Source organism: Agrobacterium sp. SORGH_AS 787 (assembly GCF_030819035.1).
Classification (GTDB): domain Bacteria; phylum Pseudomonadota; class Alphaproteobacteria; order Rhizobiales; family Rhizobiaceae; genus Agrobacterium; species Agrobacterium larrymoorei_B.
In genome coordinates this window covers 148,581-169,868 of record NZ_JAUTBG010000002.1, presented here as the reverse complement: position 1 = coordinate 169,868, position 21,288 = coordinate 148,581, and the positions used below count along the sequence as shown (strand labels likewise).

General features: G+C 56.4%; 21 protein-coding genes, 1 tRNA gene and 2 pseudogenes. 15 read left to right on the top strand and 9 right to left on the bottom strand.

The window, feature by feature from the left end:
- The 3 genes and pseudogenes from QE435_RS10215 to QE435_RS10205 all read right to left on the bottom strand — a co-directional run.
- A complete protein-coding gene (locus QE435_RS10215) occupies positions 1-222 on the bottom strand; it encodes a hypothetical protein (RefSeq protein WP_349041282.1) in 222 nt (73 codons plus the stop codon).
- A 36-nt stretch (positions 223-258) separates the two neighbouring features.
- Positions 259-498, bottom strand: a complete 240-nt coding sequence (locus tag QE435_RS10210; protein WP_349041281.1) for a hypothetical protein — start codon at positions 496-498, stop codon at positions 259-261.
- A 146-nt stretch (positions 499-644) separates the two neighbouring features.
- Positions 645-743 (bottom strand): annotated as a pseudogene (locus QE435_RS10205) (IS481 family transposase); the annotation flags it as partial.
- Positions 744-1,116: 373 nt separating this feature from the next.
- On the opposite strand from QE435_RS10205, the gene QE435_RS10200 reads away from it, so the two are divergent.
- Positions 1,117-2,337, top strand: a complete 1,221-nt coding sequence (locus tag QE435_RS10200) for an EAL domain-containing protein (RefSeq protein ID WP_349041280.1) — start codon at positions 1,117-1,119, stop codon at positions 2,335-2,337.
- 257 nt (positions 2,338-2,594) lie between these two features.
- Here the strand turns inward: QE435_RS10200 and QE435_RS10195 are convergent, their stop codons facing one another.
- Entirely contained in the window at positions 2,595-3,296 is a 702-nt protein-coding gene (locus QE435_RS10195) for a helix-turn-helix domain-containing protein (RefSeq protein WP_349041279.1), read from the bottom strand.
- Positions 3,297-3,426: 130 nt separating this feature from the next.
- Here QE435_RS10195 and QE435_RS10190 point away from each other — a divergent pair, with 130 nt between their 5' ends.
- Both QE435_RS10190 and QE435_RS10185 read left to right on the top strand, forming a co-directional pair.
- Complete coding sequence (locus QE435_RS10190; protein ID WP_306933915.1) at positions 3,427-3,654, top strand: tautomerase family protein; 228 nt, start codon at positions 3,427-3,429, stop codon at positions 3,652-3,654.
- A 297-nt stretch (positions 3,655-3,951) separates the two neighbouring features.
- Positions 3,952-4,074, top strand: a pseudogene (locus QE435_RS10185) (IS5/IS1182 family transposase); the annotation flags it as partial.
- A gap of 220 nt (positions 4,075-4,294) precedes the next feature.
- On the opposite strand, the gene QE435_RS10180 reads toward QE435_RS10185, so the two are convergent.
- Complete coding sequence (locus QE435_RS10180) at positions 4,295-5,137, bottom strand: hypothetical protein (protein WP_349041278.1); 843 nt, start codon at positions 5,135-5,137, stop codon at positions 4,295-4,297.
- Positions 5,138-5,305: 168 nt separating this feature from the next.
- On the opposite strand from QE435_RS10180, the gene QE435_RS10175 reads away from it, so the two are divergent.
- The 9 genes from QE435_RS10175 (at position 5,306) to QE435_RS10135 (ending at position 15,085) form a co-directional block, all read left to right on the top strand.
- Positions 5,306-5,605 carry a hypothetical protein gene (locus QE435_RS10175; protein WP_349041277.1) on the top strand — a complete coding sequence of 100 codons (300 nt, stop codon included), beginning with the start codon at positions 5,306-5,308 and terminating at the stop codon, positions 5,603-5,605.
- Positions 5,606-5,733: 128 nt separating this feature from the next.
- On the top strand, positions 5,734-6,333 hold the full coding sequence (locus QE435_RS10170) for a recombinase family protein (RefSeq protein WP_349041276.1): 600 nt from the start codon (positions 5,734-5,736) through the stop codon (positions 6,331-6,333).
- Positions 6,334-6,851: 518 nt separating this feature from the next.
- Complete coding sequence (locus QE435_RS10165) at positions 6,852-7,211, top strand: hypothetical protein (RefSeq protein ID WP_349041275.1); 360 nt, start codon at positions 6,852-6,854, stop codon at positions 7,209-7,211.
- 348 nt (positions 7,212-7,559) lie between these two features.
- Positions 7,560-7,973 (top strand): hypothetical protein, encoded by a 414-nt coding sequence (locus QE435_RS10160; protein WP_349041274.1) that lies wholly within the window; start codon positions 7,560-7,562, stop codon positions 7,971-7,973.
- Positions 7,970-8,623 (top strand): winged helix-turn-helix domain-containing protein, encoded by a 654-nt coding sequence (locus tag QE435_RS10155; protein ID WP_349041273.1) that lies wholly within the window; start codon positions 7,970-7,972, stop codon positions 8,621-8,623. The genes QE435_RS10160 and QE435_RS10155 overlap by 4 nt, the downstream gene beginning before the upstream one ends.
- Before the next feature lie 379 nt (positions 8,624-9,002).
- Entirely contained in the window at positions 9,003-9,512 is a 510-nt protein-coding gene (locus tag QE435_RS10150; protein WP_349041272.1) for a ribonuclease H, read from the top strand.
- 96 nt (positions 9,513-9,608) lie between these two features.
- Positions 9,609-13,361, top strand: a complete 3,753-nt coding sequence (locus QE435_RS10145) for a hypothetical protein (RefSeq protein WP_349041271.1) — start codon at positions 9,609-9,611, stop codon at positions 13,359-13,361.
- Positions 13,362-13,888: 527 nt separating this feature from the next.
- On the top strand, positions 13,889-14,176 hold the full coding sequence (locus tag QE435_RS10140; protein ID WP_349041270.1) for a helix-turn-helix transcriptional regulator: 288 nt from the start codon (positions 13,889-13,891) through the stop codon (positions 14,174-14,176).
- A gap of 3 nt (positions 14,177-14,179) precedes the next feature.
- On the top strand, positions 14,180-15,085 hold the full coding sequence (locus tag QE435_RS10135) for a reverse transcriptase family protein (RefSeq protein WP_349041269.1): 906 nt from the start codon (positions 14,180-14,182) through the stop codon (positions 15,083-15,085).
- A gap of 24 nt (positions 15,086-15,109) precedes the next feature.
- Here QE435_RS10135 and QE435_RS10130 read toward each other — a convergent pair whose 3' ends face one another.
- Both QE435_RS10130 and QE435_RS10125 read right to left on the bottom strand, forming a co-directional pair.
- Positions 15,110-16,480, bottom strand: coding sequence for a tyrosine-type recombinase/integrase (locus tag QE435_RS10130; protein WP_349041268.1), 1,371 nt, complete (start codon positions 16,478-16,480; stop codon positions 15,110-15,112).
- A 99-nt stretch (positions 16,481-16,579) separates the two neighbouring features.
- Positions 16,580-16,656 (bottom strand) — tRNA-Arg (locus QE435_RS10125).
- 472 nt (positions 16,657-17,128) lie between these two features.
- Between QE435_RS10125 and QE435_RS10120 the strand changes: the two genes are divergently transcribed.
- A complete protein-coding gene (locus tag QE435_RS10120; protein ID WP_309771546.1) occupies positions 17,129-17,650 on the top strand; it encodes a MarR family winged helix-turn-helix transcriptional regulator in 522 nt (173 codons plus the stop codon).
- 429 nt (positions 17,651-18,079) lie between these two features.
- The gene (locus tag QE435_RS10115; protein ID WP_349041267.1) at positions 18,080-18,307 is read left to right on the top strand and encodes a hypothetical protein; all 228 of its coding nucleotides are present in this window, start codon (positions 18,080-18,082) and stop codon (positions 18,305-18,307) included.
- 15 nt (positions 18,308-18,322) lie between these two features.
- Here QE435_RS10115 and QE435_RS10110 read toward each other — a convergent pair whose 3' ends face one another.
- Positions 18,323-18,817 carry a hypothetical protein gene (locus QE435_RS10110; RefSeq protein WP_349041266.1) on the bottom strand — a complete coding sequence of 165 codons (495 nt, stop codon included), beginning with the start codon at positions 18,815-18,817 and terminating at the stop codon, positions 18,323-18,325.
- 92 nt (positions 18,818-18,909) lie between these two features.
- Positions 18,910-19,896 carry a LysR family transcriptional regulator gene (locus QE435_RS10105; RefSeq protein ID WP_349041265.1) on the bottom strand — a complete coding sequence of 329 codons (987 nt, stop codon included), beginning with the start codon at positions 19,894-19,896 and terminating at the stop codon, positions 18,910-18,912.
- Positions 19,897-20,163: 267 nt separating this feature from the next.
- Here QE435_RS10105 and chvE point away from each other — a divergent pair, with 267 nt between their 5' ends.
- A complete protein-coding gene (gene chvE, locus QE435_RS10100) occupies positions 20,164-21,228 on the top strand; it encodes a multiple monosaccharide ABC transporter substrate-binding protein (RefSeq protein ID WP_306933905.1) in 1,065 nt (354 codons plus the stop codon).
- The last annotated feature ends 60 nt before the right edge of the window (positions 21,229-21,288 follow it).

Here is a 21,288-nt window from a genome sequence, read left to right as displayed (position 1 = left end):
TCACTCCCGCTCGCCGTTTGGGATCCATCCGCGCGTGAATCCACGCCCCATGGCCGCAACGGCGACCGAAAGCTGTTGTTGCAGATGCTCGATCTCATCCAGCAGCGTTTCCACCGCCGCCTTTGCATCGCCGTCGTGGCATTGGATGACATATGCCGCAACATCCACGACCTGTTCGTTGATTTCGGCACACACGTTCTCGATCTCCTGTTTCAGAGCCATTTGCTCATTGATGTGAAAGATGATTGATCCTGCCGATCAGTCCGGCATCAAGTCGGCAATCTCGCCATGCGAGACCAAAAGACGCGGATCGGCCATATCGCCGCTCTCTTCGTCCACGCTGACGGCATAGGCAGCAACGCCAATATTACGGGACGCCATCGCGCCCGCGATTTTCTCAGCGGAGGCCGCATTAGAGGCCTGACGAATATCGCCCGGCACAATGCCGCCACGCCCCTTCTTGAACTGCACCACGATGATCTTCTCAGCCCCGGACATCTCTCGCCCTCTCATTTGTTCTATAAATGTTCTCATTTTTGAGGAGAGTCAAGACGGTGTTTTCGAAGGCGCATCTCCAGAAGGCCAAGTATCCGTCGATGATAGGATCTCCACCACTACAGACACGTCGAGCTGGACGCTATGGGATAGCCGATTTCGCAGGAGTTGAACCGTTTGGGCCTTTCACGATCCGCCTTCGGCAAACGGCAGATAGCGTGGTGCTGCAAGCAGCAATGAAGGCTTGAAGGGCACAGATGGCGGGCAGGTCAACTGGGTTTTACCAACATACTCCAATCGGCTAGGCACGAGTAACGCCATGATTGAGATTGATGAGGCAATCGCCGGTCTGGCGATCAGATTCGAAGAATGACAGCGCGGCGTTACCGCCTGCAGGATCAAAGACAGCAGGATCAGTGCCAATTTCCGACTATTTTCTGCAGGGTGATCAAGCGCTGGAAAGTCCTAGTATGGACGCTGTTTCGGCGGGAAACGGATGGTATACCTTTAAAATTAGAGTGATTATGACTACGTACATTTTATACTTCATATCTATCATGCTGGCATGCCGTGTCTTAAATCTCGAATAGAGTGCCCTTTGCGCTGTTATAGGAAATCAGGTTGACAGCTACCGAAGAGTCCGTTTCTGGCTTCACCAAGGTATCAGAAGCCGACCTCCGTTACGCGATCGACCACGGCGAGATTTGCCCATCATTCCAGCCGCTCGTCGAGTTGAAGTCCGACGCGATTGTGGGCTTCGAGGTGCTCGCGCGCTGGACAACGGATAGGCACGAGACAGTTGCGCCGTCGGTGTTTATCCCGCTGGCAGAAGATTATGGGCTTATCGATCTGCTCACCGAAAATTTGGTGCGCGAGGCATGCTCTCAAGCACGGAATTGGCCTGGTGAATTTATTCTCGCGTTCAATCTGTCTCCCGGCCAGTTCCGGGATGTCGAACTAGCCAAAAAAATTCAGCAGATCGTCAGTGCGACGGGGTTCGCTTTCCAACGCGTGCATATTGAGATTACCGAAGGCTCTTTGTTGGAGAACGACCAGACGGTACAATCAAATATCTGTTCTCTGAAGGAGGCCGGGATGGGCATTGCCCTCGACGATTTCGGTACGGGTTTCGCCAGTCTCACTCAACTTCATGCCTTTCCATTTGACAAGCTGAAGATCGACATGAGTTTCGTGCGCCATATCACATCCGATAGCGGCAGCCGGAAGATCGTCGCCTCCGTGATTGCTCTCGGTCAGAGCCTCGGCATGACAGTTGTTGCGGAGGGTGTCGAAACAGGGGAGCAGGCAGCAATGCTGCGGCGTCTCGGTTGCGATGTTGGGCAGGGCTGGCTGTTCGGTAAACCGGTTTGCGCCGCGGAAGCGGCAAATATCATCGCGCATCACCGCCAGAAGCCGTTGGTCCGAAACAAATCGACCGCGCCATCCTTCCAGCGCGTTCACCAGCTGGAGACGCTCTACAACGCCGCACCTGTTGGTCTCTGCCTCCTCGATAACGAACTGGTACATACGAGCGTTAACGGGCGGTTCGCTGGCATGTTTGGCTTGTCGCCAGAGGAGATGATCGGTCGCACGGTATCTTCCTTCATGCCTGCTGCCGAGGCATCGCGTGTCACAGCCGACCTTGGACGTGTCTTGGCAGGGGAGACCATTATAAAACGGGCTTACAAACCCGCAGGCTCGGAACGTAAATTTCTCGTCGTCAATCAGCGGGTTGACGATCACGATGGCAGAACGATTGGCATTTCCGTCATGTCGATTGAGCTTTCCATCCTGTCACAAGCGCAAAGTTTCCCAGTGCAGAGTGAAGACGACACAGATTGAACAATCGATCTTAGCCATATGATTCGCGAGCTACGCGGAGGCAAAAGTTACGAGGAAGGAGCGGATGATCAACTGGTCCTCTGCGCCTTGATCTTGCGCGGGACAGGGCGGGACAAAACGCGGCTCTCCTCTCGTTCGCATTGAGAGACGAAAAAAAATCCAATTAAATCAACAATTTTAATGTCGCGCCGCGCCGGGTGAAGACGAGAACTATGTCTACGCTATAACCCTCTAAAGCCTTCTCATATCGATGGCGGCTAACGGCACGCGTCAGGTTGTCCATCCGCCGAGCCGCAGGCAGATGCGGCGAAGCTGCTCAACACCAGCCAGCGCTCGATCGAGGCTTTCAAGGCGGCATCGCCTGATACATAGATGTCGCCGCCTTCCAATGCGGGGCGGATCGGCGACCAGCCCATCCATATGCTGGTCAGGGTTTTCAGCCTGCTTTCGATGAACAGGTCGACGGCAAAGCCGGGATCGCTGACGCACAGGTCCGTGTCACAGCCCGGCCGCGCAATCAGCCAGTAGTGGCGTTCGGACGCCGGCTGATCGGGAAAGATGAACTGCACGACGCAGCGCCGGTCAGGAAAGTGGCTAAGGTCGATCTTGCGCCGCACGTTCCACATCAAAAGCCGGCTGTCGAGATCACGCAGGCTGACCTCGCAATCGATATTCTCGTGCGCCCACTGACCCAGGGCATGGACGATTGGTTCCAGTTTGCGCCCCATCACCGTCGAATGATACCCGTTGGCGTCGTGACGGATCAGGCCGCTGGCCTCCATCTCTTTAAGTCGGCGCGAAAGCAGGGTCGGCGACATGCCCGGCACGCCGCGGTGAATGTCGTTGAAGCGCGTCGAGCCCGACCACATCTCGCTCAGAATCAGCAAGGTCCAGCGCGGCTGCAGCAGCTCGCACGCCTTCGCCACTGGACAAAACTGGTTGTAACCGCGATCGGCCATACCCGAACCTTCCCTAGTGCGCGGAAGATTATCATGGATCATCCGGCTAGGCTGCTACACTTCTTACAGTGGCCGCCGGACGTCCGCCGCTTCATCCTTGGCGCGCAACCACAGCCAAAGGAGATTGCCAATGCCCCTCGTCACCATCGACGTCATCAAAGACGTCTTCACCCCGGCGCAAAAAGCCGACCTGATCCGCGAAGTCACCGCCGCCATGATCCGCGTGGAAGGCGAAGCCATGCGCGGCGTCACCTGGGTCAAGATCAACGAGATCGCCTCGGGCGACTGGGCGATTGGCGGCCAGCCTCTGACGACGCAGGACGTGCAAAAGCTGGCGGCAACGTCCGCTGCCGCTTGAATGCGCGCGCCTTCTATGGCTTGGTTGGCATGGAAGGCGTAGCATCCACAGGTACAATCTTGTGTCCGCCGAACGGCAAGGCGGGCATGTTCCCTACCATAGCAAGCCCCGTCGGGGTGCGTTCCCGCCACGCCACGCCGCAACCCATTCGTAGGGCGATCATTCCACCGAAACGTTCGAACCTTTCCGCCGCCAAACACCGCCGTGTCTGTGCTTCTCCACGCACTAGGCTTTGTCGGCATTCAGTGATTCCGTTTGGGTTAAAGTTCTGATTCCAGGCTGACGCCGGAGCCAGCGTTGAGCAGACGGACACTAACGGACGAACAATGGGACCGGATCGGCAGCCGTCTTCACGGCCGGGTTGGGTTGCCTGGTCATAGGGGGGTGCAACGGCTGCTTGTCGACGCGATCCTCTGGATGACCGACACTTAGCGTTTTTCTGTTTCAATGCTTTAGGAAATTATGGCGCACCCGACATGCGTTCTAGGTGGTCAGCCTCTCAGTAAAAAATACCATAAAGTTCATTATTATCAATGCTTTGTCGACTGTCCGGTCAATCTCCGTTTTCCGACTTGTGGACCTCGTGCGGTCGAAATGTGGACCGCACTAAATCTGTGATAAACTGTCCTATCAATATTTCCTATAGGGAATGTGCAGGTCCCAAAAGCCCCGGTTTGCGACAAGAAGACAGGATGAACCGCTTGATAACTCCCCGAGCAGATCGAACGGGTGCAACTTGAAATTCCAGCAAGCCAGGAAGCCGATTGTTTGCCTCATCGAGTGACTTACTGAGGAGAAGAATGGAGGACTGATTGAGTGACTCACCCGCCTTGAATGGGATAGTTCGATCCTCGGTCTTGTCGTAAATTCTGCCGTTATGTGAAATGATATTGAACCGAGTGACGGTGCCGAGGCGGAAAGTGGATGCTTCGTCCTCCTCGCGAGTTTTTACCCAGTCGAGCGTGTCTGCGTCAAAAGTCAAAAGATTGGATCGCGGGCGTTCCAGCGAGATTGTTCCGCCGCTTTCCTCGATTGTCCGGTGTCCCTCCCGCAACGGTGCTTCCAACAAGTCAGCTAGTTCATCGAAGAACGGTTCGTCCCTTTCTAGTCGCTGCCTTATCGCCGGTGTTTCCGGTTCAAACATAAGCCCGGCAGCACGTCCAAGGGCTATTTTAAGGAAATCGTAGAATGCGTTAGTAATGACACCTGTGGTTAGACCTGCCATGAAGTTTGGGTCTGTAATGGTGACTTGCAAAACTTCTACGAAGGAGCCCGCCTTGGGAGGGCTCATGAATATCTTGGCTCCTTTCATTGATGGAGCAGTTTTCGTGATGCCGTCTTTGACGAAGGCATGAGTCGCCATCTGGAGCGTTTTGGCAAATCCGAAGATTGAGTCCGCTCCGTCGTATAAGTCCAGTCGGCCCTCATCCGCGTGCCCTCCGCGAAATACTAGCTTTAGTGTGATTGAGATTTCTCTCGCCATTATTTGTCCGCCCCTTTGCTGCCCCATGCGTATCTATGTTAGGCGAAGTTTGATTATTTCGTTACCATAAGTAGTGGGCGACCAAAATTTCCCCAAAAATTCGAGGCATCGACCTCGACAGGTGATGAGCCGCATTACCCCCCGCGGGGGTCGCCCATAGGGGGGCGCATGGAACTCTACGTTTTGCTGTTGATAAGTGCTGCGGCCTTCGGTGGATACCTGTTGGGGCTTGAAGGGTGGCGCAGCGCTTCGGGCTTGATGGGGACCATGCTTGCCGCTCTGATATTCGCCGTCCCAATGGGCTTTTGGTTCCTGTTCAATGGACTTGCCTTTGCCTTGAAGGGAGGGCGCGGGGGCTTTCGAGCAAATGATGTCAGGGAAGTGACGACGCTGTTGCTTGCAGGGGTGGCATTCTGGATATGCGGTGTTGTCGTCGGATGGGTGCAGCGGAAATGGCGACGCAGGTAGTCCAACAGGGCTTGGTCTAGCTGGACTGCTCGTCATCGCTCCTCAATAGTCCAACACGAATGGTTGTTGACTTTTTGGACTATTTGTCCGAAAGGATTAAAGAATCTATTTGGACTATGGAGGCACACATGACCAATGCCAGCTATCGCGGACAGCTTGTCGGATATGCCCGCACCTCGACCACAGATCAAAAGGCAGGACTTGCCGCACAGGTTCGGGACCTAGAGGCCGCCGGATGCGACAGAGTATTCAGCGAACAGACATCGGCCAAGGACGCTAAGAGGCCAGAGCTTCAAAGGGCGCTGGATCACCTCCGGGAAGGCGACACGTTCATCGTGACCAAGCTCGACCGTCTTGCCCGTTCGGTGGCTGATTTAGTGGCGATTGTCGGCACCCTGACGGCCAAGGGCGTGAGCCTCCGCATTCTCGCCATGAACCTCGACACCTCTACACCCACGGGAAAGCTGATGCTGAACCTATTGGGGTCGATTGCGGAGTTCGAGCGGGAATTGATGCTCGAACGACAGCGGGAAGGCATTGCCGACGCCAAGGCGAAGGGGAAGTACAAGGGACGCGCACCAACGGCCCAGAGAGAGGCACAGACGATCATTCAGCTACGGGATGAGGGAAAGACCGTCCCGCAGATTGTCGCCGCCACAGGGGCAAGCAGATCGAGTGTATTCAGCATCCTGAAAGAGGCCGGAAAGACGAACAAGGCCGGAGCCTAAGCCAATTCAATGTGAGAGGAGGGCGAGGGAAACCCGTAGCTTCCTCTCTGCTTGCGCGACTTCAATCATCCTCGCTGTGTCGTCTACATTCAGCCGCCCGTGTGACCCCTCTCGGTAGTGCCGAAAGCGCCCCGCTTTCATTTCCGAAATGTAGGCATCTAGGCGTTCGAGCCCTTCGGCGTGTGTTGATTCGATGTGGTAGGTCATCGCCACCTCCAGTTTGTTCTTCAAATGTTCCGTGAATCGAGCGCTGGTGTCAACCGTGTAGGGGCGGTGCCAGCAGATTTCTTTGCTGCGACATTCTGTCCATTTGCTCCCGATAATGGGAGCTCCCGATCTTCGTTGCAAAGCTCGGGGGCCTCAACCGCAGGGTCTCTCTCGTGTTTCGATAGTGGGACGTTTTTGCGTACTTCATTCCCACTATGGGGAACCTCCCGATAATGGGACAAGATATTGATTTCCAACATTAAAATTATCCGTAATGTGCCGCTCCATAACTAAGCATAGGAGTTTGAGACATGCGAACAAGCCAAGCGAAGCCCACCAGCCTCTCTCTCTTTGTGGATTCCATAATTGAGATGGAGCGGGTTGCAGCACCCGTCAGCGCTCCTGCAAGCCATGCCCTTCGAGCCGCGATAGAGGCGATGGATCAAGCGTTCCAGCTTGCGGGTCTTTTGGCGTCAGGGGTCGATCCGAAATCGAAGGAGGTGCGAGTGCCGTTCACGTTTGCTGTTGCCAAGCTGATGCAAACGAATGAATTGCTTGGACTACCGGCGAATAGCCCGGAAGCGATGTGCCTCGACATACTTAGCGGGGTTGCGGAGCCCAGTTCTTCGCAACGTTCTGGTGACGGAACGCCTCACCCGATTATCGCTTAGTCAAGACGCCCATTTTCTCCAAAACCCTCGGTTCACCACCGGGGGTTTTGATTTTGGAGAACCGATATGAACGCACTCTCTTACCACAGGCGATGGGAATCATGCAGGTGAAGATCGCCCGCCTGACGCAGGAGCGGGACACCGGATTACACCCTAGTTAAGGACTTTCCTGCCGTCGCTTTCACGCCTTTCTCCACTTGCCTTCCTTCGTCCATCTATCAGTTATCAGGCATGGAATAGACGGCACCTGATCCCCCCTCAAACACAATCGCCACTCCGTAAGTTGCACAAACTGTTGCGCGACGGGTGGCTACTTTTTTTCAACCATGGAATAGGAGACCAATCCACATGAGCCCAAAAGCTCTGAACCCCTTCCGGCATGAGCCGATCATGTTTCACGATCAGCACGGGCGAGCTTGCTACCGCGTCCCGCTGGACAGGCACGGACGGCAGTATGCGCTCGTCACAGTGAGCGACTTCAATCGAGTTCGGGAAAGCGGAGCGACTGGCGTCTGGTACTTGGACACGAACGGCTGCGGTAAGCACTACGTCCGCACCTGTGTTCCCATTCGCCGGGGAAGAAACGCGGCAGTTATGCCCGCCCGTATCATTTCTGGAGCGCGGCCACAGTCAGTAGTCCGGTACGTCAACGGCGATACGCTTGACCTTCGCCCGGAAAACATCGTGCTGCATCGTGGGAAATCCAAGCGCACAGACACGGTTATGGCGGAGCGCGGTGCCTCGCTGCGGGCGAGCCAATGACGGCAGACTATTCCGAGTGGATCGCTGCAAAGAGAGCCGAGGCAATTGCACGAGGCGGCAGACGGTGGACACTCACAATGCTGACGAAGGCCAAACAGGAGGCCTATGCTCGGCGGGGCGGGTTCTTCATTGCCGGCAGGAAGCCGGGAGAAATCGTGAACCCGGAGACGGGAGAAGTCGCCACCGGTTGCGTCACCATCGGCTCACTTGCGGAAACCCTAGGCATCACCACGCCGCAACTCACGGACCACATGGAGCAGTGCGGGATTGTTGATAGGGTACTGACCCGAAAGGAAGTCCCGATGCAGTGCAACCCGTTCTTCCGAAAGCCGGACTATTACCGCACCCCAGTGGCAGCGCCAGCAGCCGTTCGGGCCGGATTAGTTGTCCAGATCGTGGGCCGATGGGGCAAGGGCGGAACTGGCATCCCGCGCCCTCTAATCCTCGTCACGTCGAAGGGGCAGGACTTTGTTCGACAGGTTTTCGCACAGACGACTGACCTTGCAGAAGTGCCGGGGCACCGCATCCGCCGGGAAAGCATAACTCGTCTTCATCGTGAAGGGCGAGGCGCATCCGAGATCGTTCGGCTTACAGGCATTCCCCGGAGGACGGTCTTCCGCCACCTTGGCGAACTCCGAAAGGCCGCGTGAGTGGAAGGGTGCCACTTTCAGGAAAATCCCGTATCATAAGAGTGGAAGTTCACAGGGGGTGGAGGATGTGAGCTGACACCCGGAGACACTGAAACCCTTCAAGTCCGTTTCGTCGTTTGTCGTCTGCCGTCGGCATGACGGGCCGGAAAGGCTGACGAGAGTGGGACTAGTCCCGCCCTTGTCGAGGCAGTTTATCTTCTTCTTCAATTTCGATGACGAGGAAGACCTCTCCACTTCGGCACCCTCAAGACCCCGGTCTTATCCAGCCTTCCTTCTTCACCGTCATAAGACTTCACCACGCAAGCTCACCAAGACTTGCGCTTGATCCTTGGTGTCTCCTCGCACCGCATCCCGCTGCACGTCCCACCGAAAGGAACACATGAGCAAACCCGAAAACCACCCGCATATCCTGATCTACACCGATGGCTGTTGCCACGGAAATCCCGGCCCCGGTGGCTACGCCGCCACCCTCCGGCGCATTGCTGCCGATGGCACTGAGTTGAAATGCCGTCGTGTCTTCGGCTTCGAACCGGAGAATACCACGAACATCCGCATGGAAATGATCGCTGTTGCCAAGGCGCTCGAACAACTCGCTCCCGACGAACCTCTGCCCATTGTCATCCGTCCTGACCTCGAACTGATCGTCAGAACGACGACCGACTATCTGCCGACGTGGCTGACGAACGGTTGGCGCAAGAGCGACGGGAAGCCGGTGAAGAACCGTCACCTCTGGGAGCGGATCGTTGCCGCCGCCGAAGGCAAGGCGATCACCTGGGAGTGGGTTCGGGGCCACGCCGGGGACCCTCGGAATGAGGAGGTAGACCGTCTTGCGGCAAAGCAAGCGGAACTAGCTCGCCGGAAAGCCGCAGCCCTCATGTGTGCCGACTGACCAACTGCCGTCGCCCACTTGGGCCACGCTCATGTCCCCACACACAAACAACATCGCCTCGTCCTCGTGACGGGGCTTTTTCATTTGGAGAATTGAATGAACAATCCACTGGCATCTGCCATCGTGAGCCAAGCCGAACGGATCGGCGCTAATCCCGCTGACCTCGCCACTGTTATCTCATACGAGACAGGCGGCACTTTCGACCCTTGGAAGAAGGGTCCGGTGACGCAATGGGGCGAACATCGCGGCCTGATCCAGATGGGTCAGCCGCAACGAGAGAAATACAACTATTACAAGGGTATGCCGATTGAAGACGCCGTTCGTGTCTCGGCGGATTACCTTGTGGATGCAGGTTTCAAGCCCGGAATGGGCCTCCTCGAAATGTACTCGGCCATCAACGCCGGGGGTATCGGGGAGCAGTATTATGGCCGTAGTGACGCCGGGGCTGGCGGCGCTCCGGGAACAGTTCGGGACAAAGTCCAATACCAGATGGGCTCCCATAAGCAGAAGGCAGTCGCCCTGCTGAACGGCGAGTTCACTCCCACCGAGACGACCTACTACACGTCAGCCGACACTCGTGGTCCCGAAATCCAGACCACCGCGAATGATGTCGTCATGGCCCCGCAGCCGAAGACTTATGTGGAGCAGAACGCCAACCCGGAACCCGAGCCGTATTCCTTCCTTGAAGGCGTCGGCGCGAACTATGAGAGCTTCGGCATCACGTCGCACCTCACACGGTGGATGGGGGAGAGCGGGATAGACCCGTACTTCACTATTGGCGATGAGCGCGGCACGCACCTCACCAAGCAATACCCTTCGCAATACCACGACTTCCTTCTTTCCTCGGGTTCGGAGTTCAATCTTCGAAGCCGTGAGCAGTGGGTTCGGGAGGACTTGGTTCGTCAAGCCCGTATGGGCGTCTCCGGCACCGCAGCGAATATCTCGCAGGGCTTGGTGGCGGGAGCCATTGATCCCGTCTCCGTGGCGGTAGGTGTCGGTACTGGTGGTATGGGCGGCGCAGCCTTGGGCGTCGGTCGCGTAGGCCGTGCGCTTTATGGTGCCGTCTCTGGTGCAGCAGTCAACGCCGCTCTGGACTTCGCTTCCGGCGAGGTGACAGACAACCCTTATGCCGATCCGGTTACGGCCGGAACGTTCGGTGCCGTGTTCGGTGCCTTCGGTGGAGCCCTCGCAGCCAACCGTGGTTCATCGTTCGAGGCCCATGCGGCCTACGATACAGCGGCCAGCGTTCGGCGCGGCATCAAGCCCCCGGAAGTGGCCCCGGAAGGCGGCTCGATCCAGTTATCCGGCTCGGGAGGCGCAGCGCGTAACCCCGAAATGAGGGATAGCCTGATTGGACTTGATCGCGGTCTGTCCATCGAAATGTCCGACGAGAGTGTGCCGAGAGGCTTCGGCGGGTGGTTCCGAAAGGGCGACGTGACAGGTCAGATGACCACGGCAAAGAACCCGTTCACCCGCCTGATAGGCGCTCACTTCTTCGAGGAGACCGCTGGCTTCACCGACCATAGCGTTGTCCCGGACAGCGTGAACTCCCGCTTCACAGCGGCGCATCGGAAGGCGGAAGGCAACTTCAACGCAGCTTATCTTCCGGCGAAGAACGAGTTCATCAAGGAGGCCGGTCTTTCGAGACTAAACCTCACCGGACAGGCACAGCTTGAGAGAGACTTCAACCGCGCCGTCGCTGACTACATTTGGGATCGAGCTCCATCCCCCGACGCGAACCCGCATGTGGTCAAGGCCGCAACCGCTTTCCGCAAATCCATGGGTGATTTCGCTCGGGATATGGAGGAGGCGGGCCTGTGGAAAGGCGGACCAGACGCGAACTACGTGCCGCTGGTCGCGGACCACAATTACATCGCCCACATTGACCAGCTCGTACATCACGAGGTCATGGAGAAGTTTTTCAAAGAGGCCATCAAGGACCACGCTGGAGCCCGGATATCGGACGACCTCGCGGGACGCATGGCAAAGGGCTACTGGGCGAATATCCGAAAGGCTGGCTACGGGATCGAGGACAGCATGTCCAAGGCCCTGCATCTGGAGGATCGCGAAGGGTTCAAGAAGGCGTTTCAAGAAGCTCTGGAAGATCAGGGTGTTCTCTCGAGCAAAGAGCTTGAAGAAGTTTTCGATCTGCTTTCCGGCATGATGGATCAGGCGAAGAAGACCGAAGGCGATAGCTCCAAAGGCGTCGGCTACCTCAAGCGCCGAACCCTCATGAACCACGATTACAAGGCCACTATTCAGGACCGTGAAGGCAACCTGATCGAGCTACGGCCTCGTGACCTGTTCGAGCAAGACGCAGAGCTATTGTTCCGCCGGTATGCCCGGTCGATGTCGGGCCGGATTGCATTCGCCAAGACGAAGATTTTCAACCCGGAAACGGGGGAGCTTATCGTTGATGGCATCCGTTCCGAAAGCGATCTCGACAAACTCAAGCAGTCCCTCAAGGAAAGCTATCGGCTTATGCCTGGCACTCGTGCCGAGAAAGAAGCGGAACTCAGGAACGCGCTGGAAAACATCGACTTCGGATGGGCCAAGATCAATGGCATTCCGATCTACGGACAAGAGAAAGGCTATGCGCAGTGGGCAAGGCGTCTCAAGGCAACCCAGTTCATCCGCCTAATGTCCAACATGGGCCTGAACCAGATTCAGGAGACGTGGAAGATCGTGTCACTGACGGGCTTCCGTGCATCACTCTCGCAAATCCCCGCGATCAGGGACATGGGTCGCGCCGTATCATCCGGCAAGTTGAGCAAGGACAAGCTTCTCAACGAACTGGCCGACATGACCGGGATCGGCATGGACAACCTGTGGAACCGCTACGACCTGCGCCTAAACGATGATCGCCTTGGTGCGCAGTCGGGCGGGCGGATCACGCAGGTGGTCGATAACGTCCTTGACGCGGGACAACGGCTCACGGCCAACGTCTCGTTCATGCGTCAAATCCAAGACTACCAGCAGCGTTGGGCCATGAAGGCAATCACGCAGCAGATCGCGCATATGGCTCGTAAGACCCGCAACGCGGATGGGTCCTTCGATTACTCGAAGCTCAAGCCTCGTGATCGGGACCGGATGGCTTCCATCGGCCTCGGTGAGGCTGACGCGAAGAGCCTGTTCAGGGACCTTCTGGAACACTCCGAGTTCGATGGGAACAAGATCGTCGGCATCAACACGATGAAGTGGGACCCGGCGACTGTCTCGAAGTTCCGTGTCTTCCTCAATCGGTACACCGACCGGCTCGTCCAGCAGAACGATTACGGCGCTCTGTCGAAGTGGATGAGCCGCCCGGTCGCGTCGATGTTCGTGCAGTTCCGCACGTTCGTCTTCGGTGCGTGGGCCAAGTCCACCCTCTGGTCGCTGAACCACGGGGCCTTCACCGATCCCAAGATGATCGTCCTCCTCCTTGGTGAGATCGCAGCCGGTTCGGCCACCTTCGCGGTGCGCAAATCCGGTGAGGCCGTAACCGAAGAGGGGTGGGAGAAGTATTGGGAAGAGACCATGGACCCGGCGAACCTGTTGAAGAACGGCTTCGCCCGCTCGGCGACCGCTTCGGTGGTCCCGATGTTCCTCGATAGTGTCCTGTTGGCAACCCCGCTCGGTCCCCAGTTCGGTCAGGCCCGTGCCTCGGGATCGGCTGCGGACGTGTTCTTCGGCACTCCTGCAAAGGATCAATGGGACAGCGCCATTAGCTTCACCAGAGGTGCCGCTACATCGGTCTGGACGGGGGAGGACATGACCCAAAGCCAAATCCGGCAGGGCATTCGAGCGTTCGTGCCGCTCGGGAACTGGGTGCCGCTAACGGCGGCTATTGGTGCGCTGATCGAGGATTGACAAATGAACTAGAAAACTTTGTTCGCTGTTGGCGAACTTTTTTGTTGACTAGCGAAGCTCGTGGATCTATCTTCTCCGCAGTTAGTTAATGCGGAAGGAAGTTCATCACACCTTGAACTCTTGCGAGTTCGCGGAGGGGGAAACTCCTCTACTGCTTACGCGGCCCACGGCCCTTGGACCCTCCGAGGACGATGGCGAGCGAAGCGAGACCCCGGATGACCTGGGGTCTCTTGGTATATTGGTTAAGTCGTCGTGTTCCGCGCCGTTCTGTCGAGATGACCCCAAACCACAATTCCGTGGGGAGGGCGACAGAGAGGAGGCCAACATGGTCTTAGAAACTAACGAACGACGACAGCGGCTGAAAAGGAAGTGGCGCTTCCCAAAGTGGGTTCGCGGTGCTGCCCTGCTGAAATGGACATTCCGAGTGATGCTACTCCTTTTCCGCCTGTGGCGGTTCTGGAACTGGCTGAACGGGGATCCTGACAGCTAAGTCGCTTCCAATGTATCCCTATAGAAAGGAAAATACCATGTTATCGGAAGCGTTGCGGCTCGTCCGTGTGTATCATGATCTAAAACAGCATGAACTTGCTGAACGGCTCGAAATATCAAAGTCCTATCTCTCAGAGATTGAGAGTGGCAAGAAGACTCCAACAATCGAATTGATCGAGAAATACTCGAAAGAGTTTGGCATACCTGCTTCATCGATCCTGTTCTTTTCTGAAAATCTTGAGGATCCTAGCAAGGCTGCTAAGGTGAAGGGAGCTATCGCTGGTAAAGTGTTGCAGTTCCTCCAGTTCGTTGAAGCGCGGACTTAGTGAATGGCGCGGCGCACGTACTCCCTTCGCGACAGTCCGTTCTTTCGTCTTCGTTCGAAAGCGAAGCTCGCGAGTCTGCTGTATGTATCGCCGGACAAGCTGAAGAAGCTGGCTGAAGGCGATCAGCGGTACTTCGAATTCACAAAGCCGAAAAAATCCGGAGGTGTGAGGAATATTTGCGCCCCGATTGGCCCACTCAAAGCCGCTCAGTCACGCATTGCAGACCTGTTGCGAAGGGTAACTACCCCCGACTATCTATTTGCGCCGGTGCCCGGTCGGTCTTATGCGGATAATGCGGCCTTCCACGTAGGTGCTCGGTCGATCAGGCTGCTGGATATCGAGGATTTCTTCCCTAGTTGCACGGCTAAGAAAGCATTTTGGTTCTTTCACGTTCGAATGGAGTGTTCCCCCGACGTCGCAGCCCTCCTTACGAACGTCGTGACTTTCAAGGGTCGCTTACCTCAAGGCAGTCCGTGTAGTCCGATTTTAGCGTACCTGTGCTACATCGATATGTGGGACGAGATTTCGCGGCTGGTCGCAGATTGCAGCTGCAAACTGAGCGTCTACGCGGACGATCTGACTATCTCTGGACCCACGGTGCCAGAGGCCCAGATATGGAAAATCAAGCAGACCTTATTCCGTCACGGCCATCGCTACGCGAGAGCGAAAGAGCGCTCCATCAGGGACAAGGTGGCAGAGATCACTGGTGTGGTCCTGCTAAGAACACGTGTAGTCGCTCCGAACAGGCAACACGCAAAGATAGCGAAAGTTCGCGAAGAGATTTCGCGGACGAACTCGGAAGCTGAGAAACGCAAGCTGGAGAGCCAGCTCCGTGGTCGCATAGCGCAGATGCAGCAAATCGCGACCGCTGGCGCTCGTCGAGAATTCGTCGCCGAAGCGGGTTCATGACAGGTCACCCGTGAGGTTGCTGTTTTAGTGGTAGCCGCTTTTGAGATCTAAAGCCCCCCGGAGGGCCGCTTCCGCAGCTTCTAGTCGCGCATCCGGGCCACCGTACCGTTCGCTCATTCCACCTTTGGTGTGACCGAGGACAAGATTGCGGTCGAACTCGTCAACTCTTGCCCGTATTAGCCGGTCTTCCATCGTGTGCCGAAGGGAGTGGACTGTAATCTTCCGGCTAGTCGTCACCTTGCGAACGTGCTTCATAAGAGCGTTAGAGGCGTGGGTGGCCGCCTTCTTTCCCTTGCCCTTGCCGCCTTTAGTCTTCACGACACCGGCATATTGGACGAAAAGATACGGCCCTTCACCCGCAGCCTTCACGGCCTCTTTCGCCGCTTCCAATGCGTCACCCACAAGCGGCACCCTTCGGGCAGAGCTTTGGTTCTTGACGCGCCGATGTTCGCGGAAGCCGACATCGAGATAGGGGATGGGGGTGTCTAGTTTCACGTCCTCAACGAGCAGGGCGGCAACCTCTGCCAACCGGCACCCAGTCCCCTCAAGCATCCGCCACAGTTGCCACAGATCGGGGCCAGCGTTGGTAGACAACGTTTCCCTGATAGCCGGGAGCATGTCCTCCGGGATCGGGTGCCGCTCATCCACAACAAGGGTCTCAACCCTAATCGTAAGGCCGTTGAACGGGTTGCCGACGCTGCTCATGTCGTTCTCCCGGAGGCCAAGGTTCACCATCGACCGAATATCAGCGATATACCGCTTCACGGTTCCGGGCTTCATTCCGAGATCGCGGAGCATATGGTCTCTGACTTCGCGGGCGTCTTCACGGGTCAGCTTGTCGAGCGGCCTACTCGCCTCAACGGCATGGGCAAGAATGTCCATGACGCGATCCAGTCGGAGAGTCCGGTTCCTCTCGTTAATGTCGCCTTTGACCTTCTCTGCTAGATAAAGCCGCTTTGCGTCCTCGATAGTAGGAACGGGACGAGGAAGGTTCCCCCCGTTTGCCACCAGATTAACAGCCTGACGCTCCACCGGATCAGAGACACCCTTCGATAGGGCGCTGTCACGGATCACTTCCGCAGCTTCTGGATCGGCTCCAGTCAACTCCCGGCCACCGACATAGACCTTCATTGCAGCCAGTTCGGCAGCCCTCAGTTCAGCGAGTCGGCGGATTTCCAACGCCGTGAGCGCATCTTTGTCAGGAGAAGCCGCACGAGCCCCCGCCACTAATTGTTCATACAGCGCGTTGATTTTCGGGAAATTCTTCAAGGCTTCGCGCTCAGTCTCGCCCAGTAGGCGCTTGAATTCGCTCTTGCCAATAATCGTCGCTACGTCCTTGGGAACTCGGCGGCGGTAGTGAAATGTGCCCGCTTTCGTGACTACGATATGCTTCAACGTTAAACCCATTGTGTACTTTCCGTGGACCTGAATGTGGACCGGAAAGGCTGACAAATCATTGCAACTGTTGGAAATTATGGGGTTTTCAGAGGAAAATGGCGCACCCGACAGGATTCGAACCTGTGACCTTTGGAATCGGAATCCAACACTCTATCCAGCTGAGCTACGGGTGCACTCTTGACGCGGCTTCGAGTCGCGTTTGGATATGCCGGGTGTCTTAAACCAGCTTTCCTATCTCTTCAATCCGTAAAATGTCGCCGGAGGCAATGATATCTCCGATGAATAGGTATGGTTAAAAATCATCTATTACTTATTGCACGCTCTGCTTGCACTCTAATTCTTGTGGGCTGGAAGTTGTACTTCGTCCGCACGAGGTTGCATGATCACCGTATGGTTAACGAAAACGTGAACGACGCGTTGAGCGATCCGGTTTGGCTTCGGCAAAATTAATGGTTTATTTACAATATATTGGTTGTAAGACCCAATATTTATGTTGTGCTAATAGTAGCGAAGGCTGGCAGTTTTCGTCGGGGAAGATTTCACCCGTGCGAACTCTAGGTCTCTGGATTAATTACTATTAAACATTGTTCTAATAGACGTAAACCGATAATGTCATCTCAAGAGGATGATTCACAGGAGGCCGGGATGACTTTGAGTATCGCTTTTGAGCAGGGTCGTGCAAAGGGTAAATATTCGGAGACGAATGAGCCGTCGCTTGGGCATTCCAAGCTCTCGAAGCTTGATGTCGATTACTCCATTCTTTCGGAAGCTGTACTTTACCGGCTCCGGAGGGCGCAACTCGCGGTGGTGGGGGATTTTAACGAGAGCCTTCTCACCTATGGTCTTCGGCCGGCTGATTTCTCCGTATTGATCGTTGTCGCCAATAATTCCGATCTGAAGCAGAGCGATGTTGCAGAGGCGCTTGGTATCCAGCGCGCCAACTTCGTGGCGATCATCGATGGTTTGGAAGACAAGGGGCTGCTTGCCCGCCGCAGATCGGCGACGGACCGCCGTGTGCATTATCTGGAGATGACAGAGGAGGGTAACGTCATGCTCGACGAAATTCTTCAGATCTGGAAGGCGCATGAGGACAAGCTTGTCGGCCGGCTGGGTGGCGAGAAAGCTCGCGACCAGCTGGTGGGCCTGTTGCGCAAGATTGAAGACTGAGCGCGAGCGGCGTCTCTTTTAGTATTGTTATTGAATATCGAAAAGCGGTGCAGTTTGGCGCCGCTTTTTTGTTTGGCCGTTGGGTGAGGGATCCTCTGCTGTCGCAGACTCATGCGGCTTCATGTCGTCGATGGAGTACGAGCCTCGGGTGGGGAGATAGGGTGTTTCACCTGGCTCACTTTCGTGAGAGCGTCGCACTTTCGATATTGGTGAGTATCGGCGCTTTTTAAGTGCCGGCATGTCCTGCCCAAAATATTATAACTGAAGAGAGTGCGGTCGATCACAATCCGGTTGGGTAGGCCATTCTCGTGCTTCTCTTTCGCCTGCGGTCTTGCATTGTTGCGTCTCTATGGAGATATGCTCGCCAAAACGCCGCGCCACGGATGGCCGCGAGATTTCGCATGACGGGCAGAGCGCAAGGGAGAGACCATGCTTTTGATCGATACGAACCACCCGATGTATCGCCCGCTCTGGGTGCGGCTGCTGATCGTTGGCATCTGCGCAGGCTGGGCGGTGCTGGAGTTCATCAACAACGAGCCATTCTGGATGACCGTGGTGGGTGGCATAGCGCTTTATTCGGCTTATGTGCTGCTTTTGACCTTCAAACCGTCCGAACCGAAGCCGGAAGAGCCGGTGGCACCGTCCGAGCAGGACTGAGGTCGTACGCGCGATTTACGGGGTTCGTTTTTCGGGTCCGCTCATCAGCGGCAAAAGCCGGATCGCCTGATCGATAAGAAGATTGGCGGCGGTCATGCGCAAATGGGCGTTCTCGCGACATGCGTGGGGTACGGCATCAGGGTGATTGAGCCTTGCAAAGGCGCGTCGCTTTTCGCTGAGACTGTCCAGCGTGTCCTTGTCGTTGATGGCGAGTTCATCGCTGACCTCTGCCAGAGACGTCTTTTCAAGGTAGTTCGGCATCGGTGCCGGTTCGGGCTCTTCAACCTTTGGCGCCGCGTTCAGTGCTGTCGTCTCTTCCAGCAGGTCGAGATAGGCGGACAGTGGGCGATTGTCCGGTTTTGTGTCGGTTGCGCTGGAGGTGGTGATAGGACCGGGGTCGAAGATGACGCGCGGACTGAAGGACGTCTGGGTTTCCTCTTCAGGTCGCTCGTCCGCTTCGCGCTCAAGGCGCGCGACGACCGACTGGAAAACCGACTGGCCGAAAAGCATGACACTCCATTTGTCTGTGAACCATGCGAGCCGCTTCTCGCCCGTTGCTTCCTGCGCAGAGAATCACTCTAATATTGCCCGAGCCTTGAGCGTCACGCAGCCTTGCGGCTTTCCTCCAGCACCAGATCATAAAGAAGTTGCGCGCTGGGTGGCAGCATTCGGTCCTTCACCGTCAAGAGGCTGAAGGGTTTGACGCTCAGTTCAAATTCGGTCGGCAGAATGCGGATGTCGCCCATCGGGGAATGCTGGCCGGAGAGAAACTCGGCCATTTCCAAAGCCAGCGGCGCGATTGCGTGGGTGTTGCTGACAATGGCAAGGGTGAGCACGGTGGAGGGCGTGTTGATGATGTTGCGTGGCAGCGAGACCCCTTGCGCGAGGAAGGCATCCTCGATCGTGCGCCTCAGCAGCGTGCCGGGTGGCTGGAACACCCAGTCGTAATCGCAGAGATCCTCCAGCCGGGCAGGCGGTGCACTCAGCAGCGGGTGATTCTTGCCGACCAGAAGACAGGCGCGCTCGATGCCGATTTCGTGGGCGTTGAACAGTGCCGGGTCGAGATCGTCTGGAATGCGGCCAATGACGAAATCATGCCTTGCTGCCAGAAGCTCGCGCGCAAGAATATTGCTGGTTTCCACCTGCACGCTGATCTCGATGCCCGGATAGATGTCCATCGCTTTGCGAAGTGCGGACACCACCATGCTGATGGCGGGTGCAGTGACCGAGCCAATATAGACCGAACCGCCGCTGCCGGATTTCATCTGCGCCAGCTCCCGGCTGGCTTCGCGCAGCTCCAGAAGGATCTTCTTGGCCCGCTTTGCCAGGGCTTCTCCGAACTTGGTTAACACCACGCCGCGCGATGCGCGCTGACAGAGCGGGCTCTTCACGATGGCTTCCATCTCTGAGAGAATGCGCGAGGCCGCAGGTTGCGTCATGTTGAGGGCTGCCGCCGCCGCGCTTACCTGGCCGTGTTCTTCCACCATCACAAGCATGCGTAAGTGGGTCATTTTCAGCCCGGCGCGCAACAGCGGGTTGTCTTCGGTGACGGAGGGAAACTCACCCAGATTCGTTTCATCACGTTCCATTTTCGTCACCATTTGGGGCAAGAAGCTTTCAAATAAAAATTTATATCGATTTAATATACCAAAATTGATATAGGAAAAGAGAGATATTCTATTTGACAGTTATATAGATTCAGAACAGTTTGCACCACGTGCCGGGGAGGAGCGATGAAAGACGGATTATGCTCAGGGAGCCCGTTCGAGTAAGCTTGATTCTTCATCACCGCGCATGGATTTGACGGCAATCTGTAAGGATGCAGATGCCTAAATGGGTTCCAAGGGAGAGAGTTTATGAAATCCATTATTTCGTTGTTTGCTGCCTGTGCCATCGGCGCCGCAGCATTTGCGTCGCCCGTCTGGGCGCAGGACAAGGGCACTGTCGGCATCGCCATGCCAACCAAGTCCTCGGCCCGCTGGATCGACGACGGCAACAACATCGTCAAGCAGCTTCAGGACGCCGGCTACACGACGGACCTTCAGTACGCTGACGACGACATTCCGAACCAGCTTTCCCAGATCGAAAACATGGTCACGAAGGGCGTCAAGGTCCTCGTTATCGCTTCGATCGACGGCACGACTCTGTCGGACGTTCTCAAGCAGGCTGGCGAGCAGGGCATCAAGGTTATCGCCTATGACCGCCTGATCCGTAACAGCGGCGACGTCAGCTACTACGCAACCTTCGACAACTTCCAGGTTGGCGTTCTGCAGGCCACTTCCATTGTCGACAAGCTTGGCCTGAAGGACGGCAAGGGTCCATTCAACATCGAGCTCTTCGGCGGTTCGCCGGACGACAACAACGCCTTCTTCTTCTATGACGGCGCAATGTCTGTTCTGAAGCCTTACATCGACAGCGGCAAGCTCGTCGTGAAGTCCGGCCAGATGGGCATGGACAAGGTCGGCACGCTGCGTTGGGATCCGGCAACGGCCCAGGCTCGTATGGACAACCTGCTCTCCGCTTACTACACCGACGCCAAGCTCGACGCCGTTCTGTCTCCTTACGACGGTATCTCCATCGGTATCATCTCCTCGCTCAAGGGCGTAGGTTACGGCACCAAGGACCAGCCGCTGCCGGTCGTTTCCGGTCAGGACGCCGAAGTTCCGTCCGTCAAGTCGATCCTGGCTGGCGAACAGTACTCCACCGTCTTCAAGGACACCCGCGAACTTGCCAAGGTTACCGTCAACATGGTCAACGCGCTGATGGAAGGCAAAGAGCCTGAAGTCAACGACACCAAGACCTATGAAAACGGCGTCAAGGTTGTTCCGTCCTACCTGCTGAAGCCTGTCCTCGTTACCAAGGACAATGCTGAAAAGGTTCTGGTTGGAAGCGGTTACTACAAGGCCGACCAGCTGAAGTAATTTCTTCATGATCGTGACGGGGAGCGACGTGATCGTCGCTCCCCGTTTACCTACATAAGA

Bases quoted from the DNA above. Each gene is read 5' to 3' on its own strand.
- QE435_RS10215 (WP_349041282.1), bottom strand. From the start codon at position 222: ATGGCTCTGAAACAGGAGATCGAGAACGTGTGTGCCGAAATCAACGAA.
- QE435_RS10210 (WP_349041281.1), bottom strand. From the start codon at position 498: ATGTCCGGGGCTGAGAAGATCATCGTGGTGCAGTTCAAGAAGGGGCGT.
- QE435_RS10195 (WP_349041279.1), bottom strand. From the start codon at position 3,296: ATGGCCGATCGCGGTTACAACCAGTTTTGTCCAGTGGCGAAGGCGTGC.
- QE435_RS10190 (WP_306933915.1), top strand. From the start codon at position 3,427: ATGCCCCTCGTCACCATCGACGTCATCAAAGACGTCTTCACCCCGGCG.
- QE435_RS10180 (WP_349041278.1), bottom strand. From the start codon at position 5,137: ATGGCGAGAGAAATCTCAATCACACTAAAGCTAGTATTTCGCGGAGGG.
- QE435_RS10175 (WP_349041277.1), top strand. From the start codon at position 5,306: ATGGAACTCTACGTTTTGCTGTTGATAAGTGCTGCGGCCTTCGGTGGA.
- QE435_RS10170 (WP_349041276.1), top strand. From the start codon at position 5,734: ATGACCAATGCCAGCTATCGCGGACAGCTTGTCGGATATGCCCGCACC.
- QE435_RS10165 (WP_349041275.1), top strand. From the start codon at position 6,852: ATGCGAACAAGCCAAGCGAAGCCCACCAGCCTCTCTCTCTTTGTGGAT.
- QE435_RS10160 (WP_349041274.1), top strand. From the start codon at position 7,560: ATGAGCCCAAAAGCTCTGAACCCCTTCCGGCATGAGCCGATCATGTTT.
- QE435_RS10155 (WP_349041273.1), top strand. From the start codon at position 7,970: ATGACGGCAGACTATTCCGAGTGGATCGCTGCAAAGAGAGCCGAGGCA.
- QE435_RS10150 (WP_349041272.1), top strand. From the start codon at position 9,003: ATGAGCAAACCCGAAAACCACCCGCATATCCTGATCTACACCGATGGC.
- QE435_RS10145 (WP_349041271.1), top strand. From the start codon at position 9,609: ATGAACAATCCACTGGCATCTGCCATCGTGAGCCAAGCCGAACGGATC.
- QE435_RS10140 (WP_349041270.1), top strand. From the start codon at position 13,889: ATGTTATCGGAAGCGTTGCGGCTCGTCCGTGTGTATCATGATCTAAAA.
- QE435_RS10135 (WP_349041269.1), top strand. From the start codon at position 14,180: ATGGCGCGGCGCACGTACTCCCTTCGCGACAGTCCGTTCTTTCGTCTT.
- QE435_RS10120 (WP_309771546.1), top strand. From the start codon at position 17,129: ATGACTTTGAGTATCGCTTTTGAGCAGGGTCGTGCAAAGGGTAAATAT.
- QE435_RS10115 (WP_349041267.1), top strand. From the start codon at position 18,080: ATGCTTTTGATCGATACGAACCACCCGATGTATCGCCCGCTCTGGGTG.
- QE435_RS10110 (WP_349041266.1), bottom strand. From the start codon at position 18,817: ATGCTTTTCGGCCAGTCGGTTTTCCAGTCGGTCGTCGCGCGCCTTGAG.
- QE435_RS10105 (WP_349041265.1), bottom strand. From the start codon at position 19,896: ATGGAACGTGATGAAACGAATCTGGGTGAGTTTCCCTCCGTCACCGAA.
- chvE (WP_306933905.1), top strand. From the start codon at position 20,164: ATGAAATCCATTATTTCGTTGTTTGCTGCCTGTGCCATCGGCGCCGCA.